The sequence below is a fragment of the Candidatus Binataceae bacterium genome, assembly GCA_035508495.1.
Lineage (GTDB): Bacteria > Desulfobacterota > Binatia > Binatales > Binataceae > JASHPB01.
Genome location: DATJMX010000063.1, coordinates 1 through 17,019 on the forward strand (window position 1 = coordinate 1; position 17,019 = coordinate 17,019).

20 protein-coding genes are annotated in these 17,019 nt (G+C 61.9%); 10 read left to right on the forward strand and 10 right to left on the reverse strand.

Annotated features, from left to right (window positions below):
• Window positions 1-222: hypothetical protein (locus VMA09_18915; protein HUA35690.1), on the forward strand; the 222-nt coding region annotated here is incomplete at its 5' end.
• On the opposite strand, the gene VMA09_18920 is transcribed toward VMA09_18915, so the two are convergent.
• Entirely contained in the window at window positions 180-2,951 is a 2,772-nt protein-coding gene (locus tag VMA09_18920; protein HUA35691.1) for a vitamin B12-dependent ribonucleotide reductase, read from the reverse strand. The two genes, VMA09_18915 and VMA09_18920, sit on opposite strands and share 43 nt — an antisense overlap.
• A gap of 377 nt (window positions 2,952-3,328) precedes the next feature.
• Between VMA09_18920 and VMA09_18925 the strand changes: the two genes are divergently transcribed.
• The 5 genes from VMA09_18925 to VMA09_18945 all read left to right on the forward strand — a co-directional run bounded on the left by VMA09_18925 (window position 3,329) and on the right by VMA09_18945 (window position 6,899).
• Window positions 3,329-3,775, forward strand: a complete 447-nt coding sequence (locus VMA09_18925) for a DUF721 domain-containing protein (GenBank protein ID HUA35692.1) — start codon at window positions 3,329-3,331, stop codon at window positions 3,773-3,775.
• Window positions 3,776-3,955: 180 nt separating this feature from the next.
• Window positions 3,956-4,354 (forward strand): nuclear transport factor 2 family protein, encoded by a 399-nt coding sequence (locus VMA09_18930; protein ID HUA35693.1) that lies wholly within the window; start codon window positions 3,956-3,958, stop codon window positions 4,352-4,354.
• 58 nt (window positions 4,355-4,412) lie between these two features.
• Window positions 4,413-4,874 carry a phosphatidylglycerophosphatase A gene (locus VMA09_18935; GenBank protein HUA35694.1) on the forward strand — a complete coding sequence of 154 codons (462 nt, stop codon included), beginning with the start codon at window positions 4,413-4,415 and terminating at the stop codon, window positions 4,872-4,874.
• Between the two features lie 37 nt (window positions 4,875-4,911).
• Window positions 4,912-6,195 carry a competence/damage-inducible protein A gene (locus VMA09_18940; protein ID HUA35695.1) on the forward strand — a complete coding sequence of 428 codons (1,284 nt, stop codon included), beginning with the start codon at window positions 4,912-4,914 and terminating at the stop codon, window positions 6,193-6,195.
• Between the two features lie 302 nt (window positions 6,196-6,497).
• Window positions 6,498-6,899, forward strand: coding sequence for a DUF4168 domain-containing protein (locus VMA09_18945; GenBank protein ID HUA35696.1), 402 nt, complete (start codon window positions 6,498-6,500; stop codon window positions 6,897-6,899).
• 78 nt (window positions 6,900-6,977) lie between these two features.
• Here VMA09_18945 and VMA09_18950 read toward each other — a convergent pair whose 3' ends face one another.
• From VMA09_18950 to VMA09_18980, 7 genes are all read right to left on the reverse strand, one after another.
• Window positions 6,978-7,367 (reverse strand): hypothetical protein, encoded by a 390-nt coding sequence (locus VMA09_18950; GenBank protein HUA35697.1) that lies wholly within the window; start codon window positions 7,365-7,367, stop codon window positions 6,978-6,980.
• A gap of 65 nt (window positions 7,368-7,432) precedes the next feature.
• On the reverse strand, window positions 7,433-7,876 hold the full coding sequence (locus VMA09_18955) for a hypothetical protein (protein ID HUA35698.1): 444 nt from the start codon (window positions 7,874-7,876) through the stop codon (window positions 7,433-7,435).
• Between the two features lie 8 nt (window positions 7,877-7,884).
• Window positions 7,885-8,364 carry a hypothetical protein gene (locus VMA09_18960; protein HUA35699.1) on the reverse strand — a complete coding sequence of 160 codons (480 nt, stop codon included), beginning with the start codon at window positions 8,362-8,364 and terminating at the stop codon, window positions 7,885-7,887.
• A gap of 24 nt (window positions 8,365-8,388) precedes the next feature.
• Window positions 8,389-8,754, reverse strand: coding sequence for a hypothetical protein (locus VMA09_18965; protein ID HUA35700.1), 366 nt, complete (start codon window positions 8,752-8,754; stop codon window positions 8,389-8,391).
• Window positions 8,755-8,767: 13 nt separating this feature from the next.
• Window positions 8,768-9,508 (reverse strand): PspA/IM30 family protein, encoded by a 741-nt coding sequence (locus VMA09_18970; GenBank protein ID HUA35701.1) that lies wholly within the window; start codon window positions 9,506-9,508, stop codon window positions 8,768-8,770.
• Window positions 9,509-9,547: 39 nt separating this feature from the next.
• Complete coding sequence (locus VMA09_18975) at window positions 9,548-10,993, reverse strand: sigma-54 dependent transcriptional regulator (GenBank protein HUA35702.1); 1,446 nt, start codon at window positions 10,991-10,993, stop codon at window positions 9,548-9,550.
• Complete coding sequence (locus tag VMA09_18980; protein HUA35703.1) at window positions 10,990-12,384, reverse strand: ATP-binding protein; 1,395 nt, start codon at window positions 12,382-12,384, stop codon at window positions 10,990-10,992. The genes VMA09_18975 and VMA09_18980 overlap by 4 nt, the downstream gene beginning before the upstream one ends.
• A gap of 324 nt (window positions 12,385-12,708) precedes the next feature.
• On the opposite strand from VMA09_18980, the gene pyrF reads away from it, so the two are divergent.
• The 4 genes from pyrF to VMA09_19000 all read left to right on the forward strand — a co-directional run bounded on the left by pyrF (window position 12,709) and on the right by VMA09_19000 (window position 15,651).
• Complete coding sequence (gene pyrF, locus VMA09_18985; GenBank protein HUA35704.1) at window positions 12,709-13,506, forward strand: orotidine-5'-phosphate decarboxylase; 798 nt, start codon at window positions 12,709-12,711, stop codon at window positions 13,504-13,506.
• A 113-nt stretch (window positions 13,507-13,619) separates the two neighbouring features.
• Complete coding sequence (locus tag VMA09_18990) at window positions 13,620-14,447, forward strand: sulfite exporter TauE/SafE family protein (GenBank protein ID HUA35705.1); 828 nt, start codon at window positions 13,620-13,622, stop codon at window positions 14,445-14,447.
• Between the two features lie 3 nt (window positions 14,448-14,450).
• The gene (locus VMA09_18995; protein HUA35706.1) at window positions 14,451-14,840 is read left to right on the forward strand and encodes a DUF1634 domain-containing protein; all 390 of its coding nucleotides are present in this window, start codon (window positions 14,451-14,453) and stop codon (window positions 14,838-14,840) included.
• Window positions 14,841-14,868: 28 nt separating this feature from the next.
• Window positions 14,869-15,651, forward strand: coding sequence for an SDR family oxidoreductase (locus VMA09_19000; GenBank protein ID HUA35707.1), 783 nt, complete (start codon window positions 14,869-14,871; stop codon window positions 15,649-15,651).
• Here VMA09_19000 and VMA09_19005 read toward each other — a convergent pair.
• Complete coding sequence (locus VMA09_19005) at window positions 15,648-16,139, reverse strand: GNAT family N-acetyltransferase (protein HUA35708.1); 492 nt, start codon at window positions 16,137-16,139, stop codon at window positions 15,648-15,650. The genes VMA09_19000 and VMA09_19005 overlap by 4 nt on opposite strands.
• Before the next feature lie 198 nt (window positions 16,140-16,337).
• Window positions 16,338-16,997: a PspA/IM30 family protein gene (locus VMA09_19010; GenBank protein HUA35709.1), complete on the reverse strand. Its 660-nt coding sequence runs from the start codon at window positions 16,995-16,997 to the stop codon at window positions 16,338-16,340.
• Between the last annotated feature and the right edge of the window lie 22 nt (window positions 16,998-17,019).

Consider the following 17,019-nt stretch of genomic DNA (forward strand, 5'->3'; position numbering starts at 1 on the left):
GCGAGTTTTACTGCCTCGCCGATCTTCAAAGTGGGCCCCGGTGAACGCGCCCGCCACCTTTCCGGTGATTACTACGCCTATCCGCCCTCGATCCTCCTCCGCCTCGCCGCCGCCCGCATCCGCATCCGGAAATTTTCACCGCACATCCCGTTCACCGGGACCCTCGAATACTCAGTTCCTCAACTGCACCCGCTGGTTGAGCCGCAATTCATGCATTTGTAGCAGGAGCCGTTTCTTACCATTATGCTGCCGCAGTCGGGACAGGGGGGGGCGTCGGCCTGGTTGATGAATGCCTGGCGCATTTCGCTGTCCTTGCCGTCGCTGATTCTTGCCACTGCCGGTTGCGGCGCGAGCGACAGCGTGACGCCGCTCGGCTTCTCTTCTTCGATCACGCCGACTTCGCGTCTGGCTTCGTCGTCGAGGAACTTCGACGCCATCCAGCGGAACAGGTAATCGACGATCGACTTCGCGTACGGGATCTGCGGATTCTTGGTGAAGCCCGACGGCTCGAACCGCATGTGCGCGAACTTGTCGACCAGGAATTGCAGCGGCACGCCGTATTGCAGCGCGTACGAAATCGCCGTCGCGAACGAATCCATCAAGCCCGAGATCGTCGAGCCCTGCTTCGACATCATCACGAAGATTTCGCCGGGCGAGCCGTCCTCGTACATGCCGACCGTGATGTAGCCTTCGTGGCCGGCGATATCGAACTTGTGCGTGATCGACTTGCGCTCGTCGGGCAGCTTGCGCCGATGCGCTCGCAGCTCGTCGCCCATCGCAAGCGCCGCGGCGATCGCAGCCGCATCGACCTTCTCTTCCTTCGTCTTGCCGGTGTTGAGCGGCTGCGTGCGCTTGGAGCCATCGCGATAAATCGCAACTGCCTTGATGCCGAGCTTCCAGGCCGTGACGTAGGCTTCCGCGACTTCATCGACCGTCGCCTCGGCCGGCATGTTGATGGTCTTGGAGATCGCGCCCGAGATAAACGGCTGCACCGCGCCCATCATCTTGATGTGGCCGTTGTAATGGATCGTGCGCGAGCCGGAGCGCGGCTTGAACGCGCAATCGAACACGGGCAGGTGCGCATTATTGATCTGCGGCGCACCTTCGATCGTCTCGTGCTCATCGAGGTACTCTACGATCTCCTGGATTTCTTTCGAATCGTAGCCGAGCCGCTTGAGCGCGCGGGGGACCGTGTTGTTGACGATCTTGAGCATCCCCCCACCGACCAGCTTCTTGTACTTGATGAGCGCGATGTCGGGCTCGACGCCGGTGGTGTCGCAATCCATCATGAACGCGATCGTTCCAGTGGGCGCGATCACGGTCGCCTGCGAATTGCGCACGCCCGCGATCTGGCCGAGCTTGAGCGCCTCGTCCCACGACTCGCGCGCCGCGCGCAAAAGGTCGAGCGGCACCATCGAAGCGTCGAGCTTGTAGGCCTCGCGCCGATGATGCTCGATCACTTTCAGCATCGGCTCGCGATTTCGCGCGTAGCCGGCAAACGGGCCCATGTGCTCGGAGATGCGCGCCGATTGCAGGTACGCCTCGCCCGTCATCAGAGCCGTGATCGCAGCGGCATAGCTTCGGCCCTGGTCGGAGTCGTAGGGCATCCCGAGCGCCATCAGCAGCGCGCCGAGGTTCGCGTAGCCAAGGCCCAGCTCACGGAAATCGTGCGCGTTCTGCTCAATCTCGGGCGTCGGGTACGAAGAATTATCGACGACGATGTCCTGCGCCGAGATCATCACATCGACGGCGTGGCGGAATGCGCGCACGTCGAACTCGCCGCGATCGTCGATAAACTTCATCAGGTTGAGCGACGCGAGATTGCACGCCGAGTTGTCGAGGTGCATGTACTCGCTGCAGGGATTCGATGCGTTGATGCGGCCGGTATTGGGGCAGGTGTGCCACTCGTTGATCGTGGTATCGAACTGCATCCCGGGATCGCCGCAGGCATGCGCCGCCTCGGCAATCTCGCGCAGCAACTCGCGCGCGCGATAGGTCTCATCGACCTCGCCCGAGCGCACGAAGCGCGTCTTCCAGTCGCCGTCGTCGAGCACGGCCTGCATGAAATCGTCGGTCACGCGCACGGAGTTATTGGCGTTCTGGAAAAACACCGAGCCGTAAGCCGGACCATCGAGCGAGCTGTCATAGCCGGCGTCGATTAGAGCCCAGGCCTTCTTCTCTTCCTCGACCTTGCACTTGATGAAGTCGCGGATATCGGGATGGCTGACATCGAGCACGACCATCTTGGCCGCGCGCCGGGTCTTGCCGCCCGACTTGATCACGCCCGCGGACGCATCGGCGGCTTTCATAAAGGAGAGCGGGCCCGAGGCCGTACCACCAGAAGAAAGCTTCTCGCGGCAGGAGCGCAACTGCGAGAGATTCACGCCCGCACCCGAACCGCCTTTGAAGATCATGCCCTCGTTGCGGTACCAGCCGAGGATCGATTCCATGCTGTCCTCGACCTTGAGGATGAAGCAGGCCGAGCATTGCGGCTTGGTTTCGATACCGACGTTGAAGTAGACCGGGCTGTTGAACGAGGCCTTCTGGTTGAGCAGCAGATGAGTGAGCTCGGCGTGGAACGTGTCGCGAGCATCGGCGCTGGTGAAGTAGCCCTGTGTCTCGCCCCATCCCGTGATGGTGTCGGCGACGCGACCGATAAGCTGGCGAACGCTGGTCTCACGCTTCGGCGTTCCAATCTGCCCGCGAAAATATTTGGAGACGACGACGTTGGTCGCCGTCTGCGACCACGCGCGCGGGACCTCGACATCCTTCTGCTCGAAGACGACGCGACCGTCCTCACCGGCGATCACGGCGCTGCGCAGATCCCATTCGACTTCCGAATAGGGATCGACGCCCGGCCGGGTGAAGAATCGCTCGAGCGCAACCCCGCGTCTCTGAGGCGCGGCGGCCCCGTTCAGGCGATCGCTCTGCTTGTTGACTTTGGCTTCCACTTCTCGATCAAAAGCTCCGCCTGCCATCCCCCTGCCCCTCCGCCTCGTTACTTACCGATTACGCCGTTGTTTTGCCTTCTTAAGAGCTCTCAAGCATTGTTGAGAGTTGTCATCCGGCGCTCTACCGTCTGGTTCGTTGTGGGGGCCAATATCGCGCCGTTGGTGGGGAATGTCAAGCGTCGTACCCCAACATGTTGTGGCGGACAACCTGTGCACAACCCATATATTAGGCTGTTGATAACATTTCGGTAAAGCTTCGCGATCGGAAGAATAATTATAACTGCGACGATCTCAGATTATCCACGCTTATGCAATTTGATGACTTCGAGCTCAGCGATTTTAATCAGCCGGCGTAGCCGCTATTGTCCTCCAAATCGATGAAGTCGCGGCGCTACAAGGCTCCTGAACGCATCGGCAGCGCGCTGCAGCCGCTGCTCGATCGCATCGATCGCGAGGGTGCGTTCGGCATCGTGCGGCTGGTCAAAGCGTGGCCCGAAGTGGTGGGCGAGACGATCGCGCGGCGCACCGAAGTGGTTTCGCTCAAATTCCACACCGCTGTGATCAAAGTGTCGGGCGCAATGTGGATACAGGAATTGAATTTGATGCGCGCTCAGATCCTGTCGCGAATCAGAGATCATGTCGGCGACGATATCGTGCGCGAGTTGCGTTTCGTGCGGGGAAATCTCTCGCGCAAAGAGCGCCCGCGATTGCGATCGGTGCCGCGCGCGACGCGTCATTCGATCGAACTGCCGGAGCTGAAAGATCCCGAGTTGCGCGCCGCCTTCGATCGCCTCATCGAAGCATGGGGCCGCGCCCCGCGTTGAACACTTATTCCCTTCATGGTGAACGAAGTGAGCATCGCGAACGAAGTCATCTCGGACAGCTGCGCGTGGGCGCAGCCGGTACCGGTTTCGTGATGCTGCCCCGTCTTTGACGCGTTTCCAGCGCGCGAGCTAGATTTCGCGGAGATTCAATCAATTTCAGAACTCGCCGCAGGTGAAATCATGGGAGCAGCGGAAAACAAGGAACTGATCCGCAACATGTTCGCGGAACTGTCCAAGGGCAATTTCGATATTTATCTGAACACGCTTGCCGACAACGTCCAGTACACGATTATCGGCACCGGCAAGTATTCGGGCCTTTACAACGGCAAGCAGGAAGTTATCGACCGCCTGCTAAGCCCGCTGGGATCGCAGATCGAAGGGCATCTCGAAATCATCCCATCGAACTTCATTGCCGACGGCGAGTACGTCGCGATGCAGGCGACCGGCAAGTCGCTGTCGAAGAACGGCGTCCGCTACGACAACACCTACTGCCACGTATTCCGAATCGTCGCCGGAAAGATCGTCGGGATCGTTGAATATCTCGACACCGAGCTGGTGACGCGCGCGTTCGGCAAGTAGGCGCAGGGGCGGCGCTGCCTTACTCGGTTGATCAGCGCGTGCTATCTTCCGCCGTCTGATGCGCGCGCTGATCATTTTTTTCGCCACCGGAATCTATACGGGCTACTCGCCGATCGCTTCGGGGACCGCGGGCTCGGTCGTGGGCGTGGCGCTCTCGTGGCTGGTGTTCGGGCCGATGTGGTCGCGATCGCGCGCGCTGTGCCTCGCGATCTTCGCCGTCGCATTCGCGATCTCGTGCTGGATCTCCAACGAGGCCGAGAAAATTTTCGAAGAGCACGACAGCGGTAAGATCGTCATCGACGAAGTGCTCGGCATGGTCTTGACGATGTTCGGCAATCCGATGACGTGGCCGTACATGCTCTTCGGCTTCCTGGTCTTTCGCCTGTTCGACATCCTGAAGCCCTTCCCCGCGGCGCAGATCGACGCGCGGATGCGCAACGGCGCGGGTGTGATGCTCGACGACTTGGCGGCCGCCGTCTATGCGAATATTGTCTTGCAGATTGTCGCGCGCGTGATCTGATTCAATCCAACGCGCGCCCTCGCCGAAGGAGCGTTCCATGATTCAGAAGGCTGTCGTCATGTCCACTGGCGACGAAATCACCACCGGCAAGATCGTCGATACCAACGCCAACTACCTGGCCGACAAGCTCGCCGAAATCGGAATCGATCTTGTCAGCGTGATCACAGTTGGCGACGTGCCGGATCGCCTCGAATGGGCGTGGCGCACGGCGATTGGACTCGGCGACATCGTGATTTCAACCGGCGGTATCGGACCGACGGCCGACGATCTCACGACCGAAACCGTAGCGCGTCTGGCCGGCAAAAAACTCTGGCGTGATGAGGCGAGCGTCGAGCACATGAAGCGGCTGTTCGCGACCATCAACCGCGTGATGCCGGAGAACAATCTCAAGCAGGCGCTGTTTCCCGAGGGTGCGGAGATCATCCAGAATCCGCTCGGCACGGCGCCGGGCTTTCGCCTGCCGATCACGGTCGGCGCCCATTCGTCGCAGCTGATCGTGCTGCCGGGCGTGCCGCGCGAGATGAAGCCGATGATGGAAAACACCGTCATCCCGTGGATTCGCGCCAATCGCGGCACTGACACCGTGTTTGCGGTCCGCATCTTCCAGACATTCGGCATCAGCGAGTCGGGCCTCGATGCGGCGGTCGAGGGGCTGATCAAACCGGAAGAGGCGCGCGTGTCGTTTCGCGCGAGCTTCCCGCAGATCTCGCTGCGCATCCTGGTCGAAGGCAAGCCGGGCGAGGCCGAGCGCAAGCTCGAAGAGCTCGCGGCGCGAGTGCGCGCAAAAGTCGCCGATCACATCTACGCTGAGGGCGAAACGACGATGGAAGAGGTCGTCGGTAACCTGCTCAGCGAAAAGAATTTGACACTCGCGGTTGCCGAGTCGTGCACCGGCGGCCTCATCGGTCATCGCATCACGAATATCCCCGGCAGCTCGAAATACCTGATCGCCGACCTCGTGACGTATTCGAACGAAATGAAGGAAGGACTGCTCGGCGTATCGCGCGACACTCTCGTGAAGTTCGGCGCCGTGAGCGAGGAATGCGTGCGCGAGATGGCCGCCGGTGCACGCAAGTGCGCGGGCGCGAGTATCGCCGTGGCGACCTCAGGCGTGGCGGGCCCCGACGGCGGCACGCCCGACAAGCCGGTCGGCACGGTATGTATCGGGTTCAGCGCCGACGGCATCAGCGAATCGCGCCGCTATCAACTGCGGGGCACCCGCGACTGGATAAAGCTGCTGACCTCGCAGGTCGCGCTCGACTGGATCCGCCGCTACGCGCTGGGCCTGCCGATCGCGGAATCCGCGCTGTTCCGGCGATAATCGGGCATCACTAACTTTTAGTTAGATCGCGGCAACCCAGTTTGTCATCCTGAACGGAGTGAAGAGAGTGGGGTGGGCGGCCCTGCCCCCGCCGTTGATTGCGCGAAGTATTCTTCGCACCACCTTATTTGCAGGCATTGAAGGCGCGCAGCGCACCGAAACAGAAATTTCTACTGGATTGCTCAAACGCATTCTCCCGCGGATGCCCACTCTCGCGCGCATCGTCGCCCTGATTTGATCTGGCCGCGTCTTTGCAGCTTCACAGTCCAAACCTTCATCCCTGAAAAGCGAGGTTCGGATCTATGCGAATATCCAGAAAATTGTTTGCGACCACCTGTGCGGGCTCGCTTGCGATCATGCTGGCGGTGCCGGCGGAGTTCTCGTTCGCCCAGGACAACTCGACATCCAATGCGCCGGCAGCCTCGGCGGCGCCGATGCAGAGCGGATCGGTCGATGATGTTACCCTACAGAAAGCGGCAAAAGCCTACGTGCAGGTGAAGAAGATCACCCACAATGAAAAGACCACCAACGATACCAGCGCCAACAAGGTCGCGCAGGCCGAGGCCGACAAATTGCAGGCGGTTCGCTCGCAGGGACTTGAGCCTGATCAATACAACCAAGTCATCCAACTGGTCGAAGCCGATACCAACCTGCAGCAGAAGTTCATGAACTACGTTAACCAGAACGGCGGCGACACCGACTAAAGTCGCACCCCTCCATCTCCCGAAGCCGGGCGCGCGCCCAGCCGCGCGCCCGGCTTCATTTTTGCGCGGTTCAACTCGCTAGTGCTCCGCGGACGGCGTTTCCTCTTCACCCTCGCACATGAGGCTGCCTTGGACCGTAAGGTCGCCATCAACGTCGAGTGAACCGTTTACTTCCAGCACGCCCTGGACCCACGTCGCGCCTTTGAATTCTTGCACTGTACTGCCGCCCGGCTCGCTATCCGGATGCGATTCAACCAGCGGACCGCTCATTTTTATCTTGCGCGCCCGAACGAATCCGGCAACGAGTGCGGCGCCTTGAATCGTCAACGGACCGTGCACAACGAGCGGCCCGTCAATAAGAGTGGCGCCGCGCAACGTTTTCCAATCGCCGGAAGGCTGTGGATTTGGATTGCACCCCCACCACATCAGCACCATGATCGCGATCACAATTGCGAAGGTGCGATACATCGATTTTCCCCTTATTGGCGACGCGGGTTGATGGGTTAGTTGAGCCGCCGCTAGGCGACAATCTGCTATTCGGTAACAGCCGATTGGTCGGTGGGTGGCGGAGGTTGCGAAAAATCCAGCGCCTGTTGCGTTTCCGTAGCCGCTTCGCAATGGAGCGGACCGCCGACGCGCAGCGTGCCATCGACCGCCAACATTCCATTGACGGTTAAAGGTCCTCCGACCGCCATCGCGTTGGGCACCATCTGGCCGGCCTGTCCCGGCGTTTCGCCCCTCGGCATCGTCGTTTCGAGCGGACCGCCGACCGCAATCTTGCGCGCCAGCACGGGACCATGGACGGTCAACGGACCGCCGACGGAGAGCGGCCCGTGCACCATCAGCGGACCATCGATCGATGCCGGTCCACCGATGCAGGTCGTGCCGTTCTCACATGACAGGGCGCATCCCGAGGCGAATGCGATTGCCAGCATCAACGCGGCGCTCTGACAAAGAATCCGTCCGGATCGTGACACGATGTTGATCACTTGAGCGGCAACCCCAGGAAGTGTTGGAGTTCGCTGAAGCCGAAGACGTGGCGCTCCGGCGTGGTCTGACTGGCGACAGTCTGCGGGCTAGCGAGGGCGACCTGGGGCGTCTCGTAGGATTTCTCGCAGATGAGCGGGCCGTTGACCATGAGATCGCCGTCCACGTCAAGCGAGCCGCGGACTTTGAGCACGCCGTGAATCGCGGTGGTGTTGGAGATTTGACGGCCGTTGTCGCCGACGCGCTCATTGGCCGGCAGCGTCCCCAGCATCGGGCCATTCACCTTGATGTTATGTGCGCGCACGATGCCGTGAATGATCGCGGGACCGTCAACCGTCAGTGAACCGTGCACAGCGAGCGGGCCGTTGATGATGGTCGGGCCGTTGATGTTGTGCCAATCGCCGAAGGCGCGGCCGCGCGGGCCGCATCCCCACAGAATTGTGGTCACTATCGCCGCGATTGTGATCTTCCTGATCATTGATCTCCCCCGATCGGTGCACGCTCATCGAATGCGCGCGTAATTGACGACGTCGATGCCGGTGCCGGTGATTTCGAGCTGACCCGGACCGGCGGCGCATCGCACTGGATTTGCCGCCGTCGAGTCAGTGCACACGACGACGTTGGTATCGCCCGTGAAGCACGAATCTTTCAGCGTCGCGACGCCCTGTGCGAGCTGCGCCCGGCCGGCGCATTCGTTGGTCATCGCGGTAATCCTGACCGCGCCAAACAAGCTGTTAGCTGAGATGTTACCCGATGCGTACACGTCGTGAGGTCCCTTGGCGGCGCCGGGCGGTACGGGCCGCGGATGATGTCCGCAGCCCGCGCCGGCGACGATCGCGATCATTGCTGCTGCAAGTTGGATCCGCATCGCAATCGCACCATCAGCTCGCGTGCTTGATCTCGCCGTTAGCCAGGTTGGCGGCCGAGGTGAAGATGTCCATCGGCGCGAGCGGCGGACGGCGGCGCTGCTTGAGCGAGTTGAGCTCCGCCTGGGCCTTGGCCTCTGCGTTGCGGCGGCGAATCTCCTCGAGCTTCTCGCCCAGCTCCGAGCCCGCGAGCTCGTGATTCACGCCCGCCTGCGCGAGCGTCTGCTGGATCGAGTCGCGCACTTCCTCAAGCGCGCGCACGTCTTCGTCATATGAGAGCTCTTCGAGCGCGTGCTGGATTCGCACGCGGGCTTGCGCGTTGCGCAGTCGCGCGATCATCTGCACTTTCTCGACCTTGAGCTTTTCGATCTCGCCCTTGAACGAAATGAGGTTGCGCTTCGCGTCCTCGGCCTCGCGCGTGAGCTGGCCGAGCTCGTCGCGCAGGCGGACGCACTCGTCTTCGAGCACGTGCTTGCGCTGGATCAGAATGAGCGCGCACTGGTCCTCGTTCATGTCGGCGGCCTGCGATGCTTCCTCGTCAACTTCCTTCATTTCGGCGAGCTTCGAGGTCAGCTCGCGCTCGAGCTTGCTGCGCATGTAGATAACGCCGGCCGCGGCGCTCTTGAGCTGCTGATAACGATTCACGCGATCGTTGATCGCGGACTCGTACACCGCCTCGGGATCGCGCGCCTCGCGCGTCTTAATCCAGCGGCTCAACTTGCCGCTCATCAACTTGAAGAATCGAGTGAAAATCATGGCACTGCCTCCAATTAATCCGATAGCTGCGACGGTCATTTAGTTGCCCTCGTTGCGCGTCGGCAGGCCGACATCGGCCAGCGTAATGCCGAGCTCGCGCATCTTCTGCTGAAAACTCTGCCGGTACATTCCGATGCGTTCCGCGGCGCGCGAGATATTGCCGCCGGTGGCGCGCAGCGCGCGGATAAAAAAGTCGCGCTCCCAATCGCCAACGAACTTCTCCTTGGCCTCGCGAAACGTCAGCGTGTCGGCGCCGTCGTCGGAGCCGACCGGAACGTGGTTGCTGATCGGCGCCGGCGCGTGATCGCCCTCGGGCTCCGAGCCGGCGAACAGATCGTCGGGCGTGATCTCATCATCAGCCGACAGGATCACCGCCTGTTCGATCGCGGCCTTGAGCGAACGCGCGTTGCCCTTCCATGGGCGCTCGATACACGCGCGCATCGACTCGGCGCTCAGCTTCTTTTCAGGCTTGCCGAAGCGCTTGCATGCGTCCTGGATAAAATGCTGGACCATTAGCGGAATGTCTTCGCGGCGCTCGCGCACGGGCGGGATTCGTACCTCAACCACCTTGATGCGGTAGTAAAGGTCCTCGCGAAAGCGCCCCTGCGAGACCATCGTTTCGAGGTCCTGGTTGGTCGCCGCGATGATCCGCGTATCGACGCTGAGCGGCTGATTGCCGCCGATACGCTCGAACTGCTTCTCCTGCAGCACGCGCAAGAGCTTGGCCTGGGTTTCGAGCGCCATGTCGCCGATCTCGTCGAGGAAGAGCGTGCCGCCGTCCGCGGCTTCGAACTTGCCCTCGCGGCGCTGCACTGCGCCCGTGAACGCGCCCTTCTCGTGGCCGAACAATTCGCTCTCAACGAGTTCACGCGAGAATGCCGCGCAGTTAACTGCAATGAACGGACGGCGGGCGCGCGGGCTGCGATAATGAATCGCGCGCGCGACGAGCTCCTTGCCGGTGCCCGATTCGCCGCGTACCAGCACGGTAACGTCGGTCGGCGCGACTTTTTCGATCGTCTCGAACACGCGCATCATCGCGCGCGAGCGGCCGATCATGTTTTCGAAGACTCCAGTGTCGAGGCGGACCTGCTCCAGCAGCTGCGAATGCGCACGCTTCAGGAGCTGGGTCTCCATCACCTTGCGCACCTTGAGCCGCAGCTCGTCGTTGTCGAACGGCTTGGGCAGGTAGTCCTCGGCTCCGGCCTTCATCGCTTCGACGGCGATCCGCTGCGTGCCGTAGGCGGTGATCATTAGCACCGCGCATTGCGGATCGAGGTCGCGCACATGGCGCAGCAGATCGAGCCCGCTCATGCCTTTCATGCTCAGGTCGGTGATGATCACGTGGAAGAGACCGGCCTTCACTTTGCCGAGCGCTTCTTCGCCCGACTCCGCAGTCTCGACCTCGTAGCCTTCCTTGCTGAACAGACCTTTGAGCGCGATGACAATGCCGCGCTCGTCATCGACGACTAGCAGTCTGCCTTTCAATTGCGTGCCCTCAATGCGTCGGTGGTGGAGGCGGCCGCCATGGGAATCGGCACCCCGTTGTGGTTTTCAGTGGTCAGCACGGGCTCAAACGCCTCGCTCTCGTGCGCTTCTTCGGCCGGCGATTCCTCGCGGACCGCGTCGGCGAGCGGCACCGAGATCTTGAACTCGGTGCCGGTGCCGACCGTGCTCGTGACTTCGATCGTCCCGCGATGCGCGTCGATCACTTTCTTGGCCACGCCGAGTCCGAGGCCGGTGCCCGTGGACTTCGACGTATAGAACGGGTTGAAGATCTTGCCGAGCTTGTCGGCCGCGATACCGCATCCGTTGTCGCGCAGGATGACGGTTGCGGTGCCGTTGCCCGTGTTCTGGATTGCGAGGTCGAGGCGGCGCCCGGTCTGCGTCGATTCCATCGCATCGATCGCGTTATCGATAATGTTCGAAAAGACCTGGCGCAGCTTGTCGGCATCGGCGCGGACAGTCGGCCCGCCGAGATAAGCGCGCGACACGACGACCTGCTTCGCTTCGAGCTTGGCGCGGAGCTGCGTCAGCGCTCCGTCGAGCACGCCAGCGAGATTGACGTTGCTGAACTTGTAGTCCTCTTCTTTGGCGTACTTCAGAAGATGCGACACGCTGCGTTCGACGCGCGCGAGTTCATCGAGCGCGACCTTGGCGTACTCGACGTTCTCGTGCGAAGTCGGATCCTCGCCCATCTGCTGCACGAGGCTCTTGGCCGCCGCGATCGGATTTCTGATCTCATGGGCGAAAGTCGCGGTTAGCTCGTCGAGCGAGGCCTGCTTCTCGGTGCGAAGCTGCTCCTTCTCCTGCAAAACCTCGCGATGAACTTCGCGCTGAATCGCGGGCTCGAAAACGCGCTGATGAACCCAGCGCCAGCCGTAGACTGCTGTGAAGTGACTCGCCAGGCCGAAGCCCCAGCCCATAGCGGGCCACAGGAACCAAGGATACGAAGTCGTGAGCAGGTTGATGAGGAACAGGAAGCCGATGACGACGCCGTACCACATCAGGTGGACGTAGAAGCCGGCCTCGGCCGAGGCGCGCTTGCGGGCGCGATCGTAGGCCTGGCGTTCCGCATCGTTCTTGAACGTGGGACGCGGATGCTCATCGACCGGATTCACCGGCGCGCCGCCATAGCGGCGGGTCTGATGGTCGAAGCGGCGGCGCATCCTGCGCTCGATGCGCTCGGCCTTAGCTTCAAACTTGCGCGCCCATTTGGATTCGAAATCGTTGTTGATTCGAGTCCTGAGATCCTGGGCGAATGCTTCCGCCTGCGTAGTCCGGCGCCGCCACCGCTCACCCTTCCAATCCACCCAACGATGCTTCCGGATTTTCAGCACGGCGAAGACGATCAAACCGATAAAGATTAAGCCGAGCATCTTGCCTCACAAGGGACCGCGAAGTTGGACCCTGACTGATGACCTATTATAGCGGCATACTGTCTTTCAAACTGGCCCATAAGTGCGATCCTACGTGCTTAGAGCAAGCCTGATGCCTGCCCGGTGAGTCATCAAATATCTTTGGAACATGCGGAGTTTTTAGCGACGCGAGACGCATTCGCATAGCGGGCGCAGGCGGCTTGCTGCAGTGAAATCACTGCGCTGCTGCCGCGCTGCTGTCAACGGTGGGAGTCGTCCCTTTTCTTGACTTAACAAGGAGCCGGGCTATCGTCAGCGCATCTCGGTTTGTCGCGAGGGGCAGCGATGACCCAGTACTGGCCGTTCTCTGGCATGGCTCGGCAAGGTGCGATTCGCGAGCGCCTGATCGTGTCGCTGGATATGACCGAGCGGCGCGAGGCGCTCCGACTCGTCGAGCGGCTGGGGCGACTCGTTGGGATGTTCAAAGTCGGGCGCAGCCTCTTCCTCGGCGGCGGGCCGGATCTGATTCGCGAGATTCGAAATCGCGGCGCTGAAGTCTTCCTCGATCTTAAGTTCCACGACAACTCGCGCAATGTGGTTCGCGCGGCCCTCGAAGCGACGCGCCTGGGTGTCAGGATGTTCGACATCCATCCGACATCTCCCGACACGATGTCGCGAACGGGGCTGGAAGTCGCGCGCGTATGCCGCGCCGAGGGTCTCAGGCGGCCGCTAATCCTGGCCATGACGATGCTCGCGGGGTTGCCTGCGCATAATGGCGACGCGGCGGTCTCGCCAACCTGTGCGGATCGGGTAGTCGATCAAGCGCGGAGCAGTGCGGGCGCCGGCCTCGATGGCGTCTTCACCTCGATGCCTGAAGTGCGCCGCGTGCGCGAGGCATGCGGGCACAAGTTCATGATCGTGACCTGCGGCGTGCGGATGCGGGGCGACGGTCAGAGCGGTCTCGGCGCGAGCGGCGCTGCCGACGCGATTCGCGCGGGCGCCAACTATATCGTCGTCGGCAGCCGCGTCGTGGGCGATAACGAACCCGCTCGCGCCGTGCGCGAATTGAGCGACAATATCGAGCGCGCGCTGCGCAGCGCGACGCCAGCCGCCGTGCACGAACCGATCATCCGGCCACTCTAGCTCGAATATCCTACCAAGCAGATCGTGTTCGTCGGGCGCAGCGCGGGCCTCGATTTGTGTCGGCTCTCCGATGCTGACTACGATGCAGCGATGATTGTTTGCGGAGACTTTTGGTGCTCGTAATCCTCGGGGGCCTGCTCGCGCTCTCAATAGCTGCAGGCTTCGTCGGCGCTATATCCGGCCTCGGCGGCGGCGTCTTTATCGTGCCCGCGCTCGTGATCGCCGCACACATGCCGATGCGCGTCGCGGTCGGCGCGAGCCTGATCTCCGTCGTCGCGACCAGCGCCGGCGCGAGCGTCGCTTTCGTCCGCGATGGCTGGACCAACCTCAAAGTGGCGATGCTGCTCGAGTGCGCGACGGTCACCGGCGCAGTTACCGGCGCCTATCTGGCCGGCGTCGTGCCCGTCGTTGTCCTCGAATTGCTGTTCGCCGCGATGATGCTGCAATCGGCGTACTTCTCGCTCCGAAAGAAAGGCGACGACATCCTGCCCAAGGGCGATCCGCTTGCCGAGCGGCTCGATCTCGCGGGCGAAATCCCCGATGAGAACGGCCAGCTCGCTCACTATGAGGTGGTGAAGGTTCCACAAGGTGCGATGTTGATGGTGGTCGCGGGGTTGATGTCGGGACTGCTCGGCATCGGCTCGGGCGCACTCAAGGTGATGGCGATGGACTACATCATGCACATCCCGCTCAAGGTCTCGAGCGCGACCAGCAACTTCATGATCGGCGTGACCGCCGGTGCGGGTGCGCTGGTTTTCCTCGGGCGCGGCGATATCGCGACGACGATCGCGGCACCCGTCGCGCTAGGCGTGACGGCCGGCGCGCTGACCGGGAGCCGCCTTTTGCCCGTGCTCAAGGTCGAAGCGCTCCGGATGGTCTTCGTCGTGATCCTGCTGCTGATCGCGGTCGAGATGGGCTGGCGTGCGCTGACGGGAATTTGATCGATGTCGAACGCCGAAGAAGACAAAGTCCTCCGCGTCTGGACGCCGATCCTGCTGCGCACGATTCTGATCGCGGCGGTGATCGTGCTCCTCGGCGGGCTGGTCCTGACCTATACCTACTCGCCCGATTACTACGTCGAGCGTTACAACGCTGTTCAACAGGGCCATCTGTTCGGCAAGGAAAAATTCCAGGGCCTGATGGATCGCATCGTCGCTGGGCAGCCTCACGCGGTGCTGACGCTCGGGCTCTTCGTCCTGACGCTGGTGCCGCTGGTGCGCGTCGCGTTCTGCTTCTTCTTCTTCATTAAAGAGCGTGACTATCCGTACGTCGCGTTCACCGCGTACGTGCTGATCGGACTGATTGTCGGCGTGATAGTTGGTCGAGTAGGCTAGCGGCACTCAGTCGGAGGTTCGGTGCGAGATGGAAATTCGCGGCAAAGTCGGTGTCATCACGGGCGGCGGATCGGGAATCGGACGCGCGGTTTCGGAGCGCCTGGCGCATGACGGCGCAGCGATCGTCGTCGCCGACCTCGACGCGGCGGGCGGCGCGGAAACGGTCAAACGCATCGAGGCCGCGGGCGGCAAAGCCGCATTCATCCGCGCCGATGTGACGAAGCTCGACGACGCGCGCAAGATGTTCGAGCTTGCCGTATCGAAGTTCGGCCGCCTCGACATCCTGCACAACAACGCCGGAATCGGAACCGGCACGCCGGGTTATCCCGACGCGCCGCCCGAGCGATGGCATCTCGTGATCGAAATCGATTTGCAGGCGGTTGTGCTCGGCACCGGTCTCGCCGCTCCCATCATGCAGAAGCAGGGCGGCGGCGTGATCATCAACACGGCCTCGATGGCAGGGCTGTACCCGCATCGGCAGGACGCCGTTTATGGCGCTGCGAAAGGCGGCGTCGTCAACTTCACGCATTCGCTCGCGCACTGGTCCGCCGAGCGCAACATCCGCGTGAACTGCGTATGCCCCGGAATCGTGGACACTCCGCTCGTGCGCCGCGGCCTCGAAGCGGCAACCAGGGCCGGCGTGAAAAGCTGGATGCCCTCGAAGATTATTCAGCCCGAAGAAATCGCCGACGCCGTAGCGCTCCTGGTCCGCGACGATTCCCTATTCGGCTGTACGCTGGAAGTGCGCCCGACGGGCCGCCAGATAGTCGATCCACGGCCCGCTCCCGGCTCGAAGCAGCGCACCAACTAGGCGTTAAGGTCGCGATAGAAGTAGGTCGTGCTGCAGAAGCCGCCTTGCGGCATCAGCGCGTAGTTCGGGATGTCGCCGACACGATGCCATCCGAGGCGCTCGTAGAGGCGGGCGCCGTCGCCGCCAGTAACGGCATCGAGGACCAACAACGTTCGGCCGCACTCGCGCGCCGTAGCTTCGGCCGCCCGCATCAGAGCGGCGCCGAGCCCTTGGCGCCGCGCGCGGCGACGCACCAGCATTTTTGATAGATCCGCGCGATGCGGCTGGTTTTCAGGCAGATCCAAAGTCAATTGGACAGTGCCGCAGATCCCCGAGTCATCTTCGGCGACCAGCAACGCCCGCTCACCGGCGGCGACTCCCACCGCGACGTTCCGCCAGAATGCCACCGCCCGCTCGCGCGACAGCGGATGCATGAAGCTCACGGAGGCTCCGCCTTCGACGCAGTCGATCAACAGATCGGCGAGTTGTTCGATTTGCGTGTCATCCATCGCATGAAGTCGTCTAATAGGCCAGTTCGATTCACTCATGATCCCGCCCACCTACCAACCAGATGCTGAAGCAGTGCGAACCGAATTGAACAACCTCGCCCGCAAAGCGGTAGAGGTCGCGCGGCGCGGCGCTTGCTGTCTTTCTTAGCAAGCGCCGTGACGCGCGGGTGAGGCTATTTCCAAATCACGGCGCGAGCTTTATGCGGTCAGGCCTTTTTTGGCTTTCAGCTCATTCAGTAGCGTGTTGATTTTTTGATTGCGCTCCAGGGCGTCCAGGCGCGCGTCGAGGCTGTCGTTGGTCAGCTCGCGATCGGCTGCGGCGAGGGCGCCTTCGCGGGCGATTTTTGAGCGCATACGCTCGAAGGTGCGGTTGTCGCCGTTGGGTAGTTGTTGCGAGTTGGCGGTGCGGCGCGCGGTGCGCGAACGGCGATGCTCGACGATCAGCAGATCGACTTTGGCGCGGGCTTCGGCGAGCTTGAGGTCGAGTTTCTTGAGCGCCGCTTTGAGCGCGTCGACCTGTGCCTCCTGATCGGCGATCTGCTCGTCGAAGTTGGCTGCCAGCTGCTCGAAGCTCATCGCGCGCTCGAGCGCGGCGCGCGCCAGCTCGTCGTCGTGTTTTTCGACCGCGAGCTCGGCCTTTTTCATCCATTCCAGATGCTTCGCGGCGCTCTCTTTTTTCTTCTTCTCCAGCAGATGCAGGTCGGTCAGCGCCATCGCGGTCTGCGTCTTGACCTGGATGAACTGGTTTTCCATGTCGATAATGACCTGCTTCAGCATCTTCTCCGGGTTCTCGGCCTGGTCGAGCAGGTCGTTGAGATTCGCTCGCAGCAACGTGGCAACTCTATCCAACAACGCCATGACTAAACTCCTTGACTGCGAG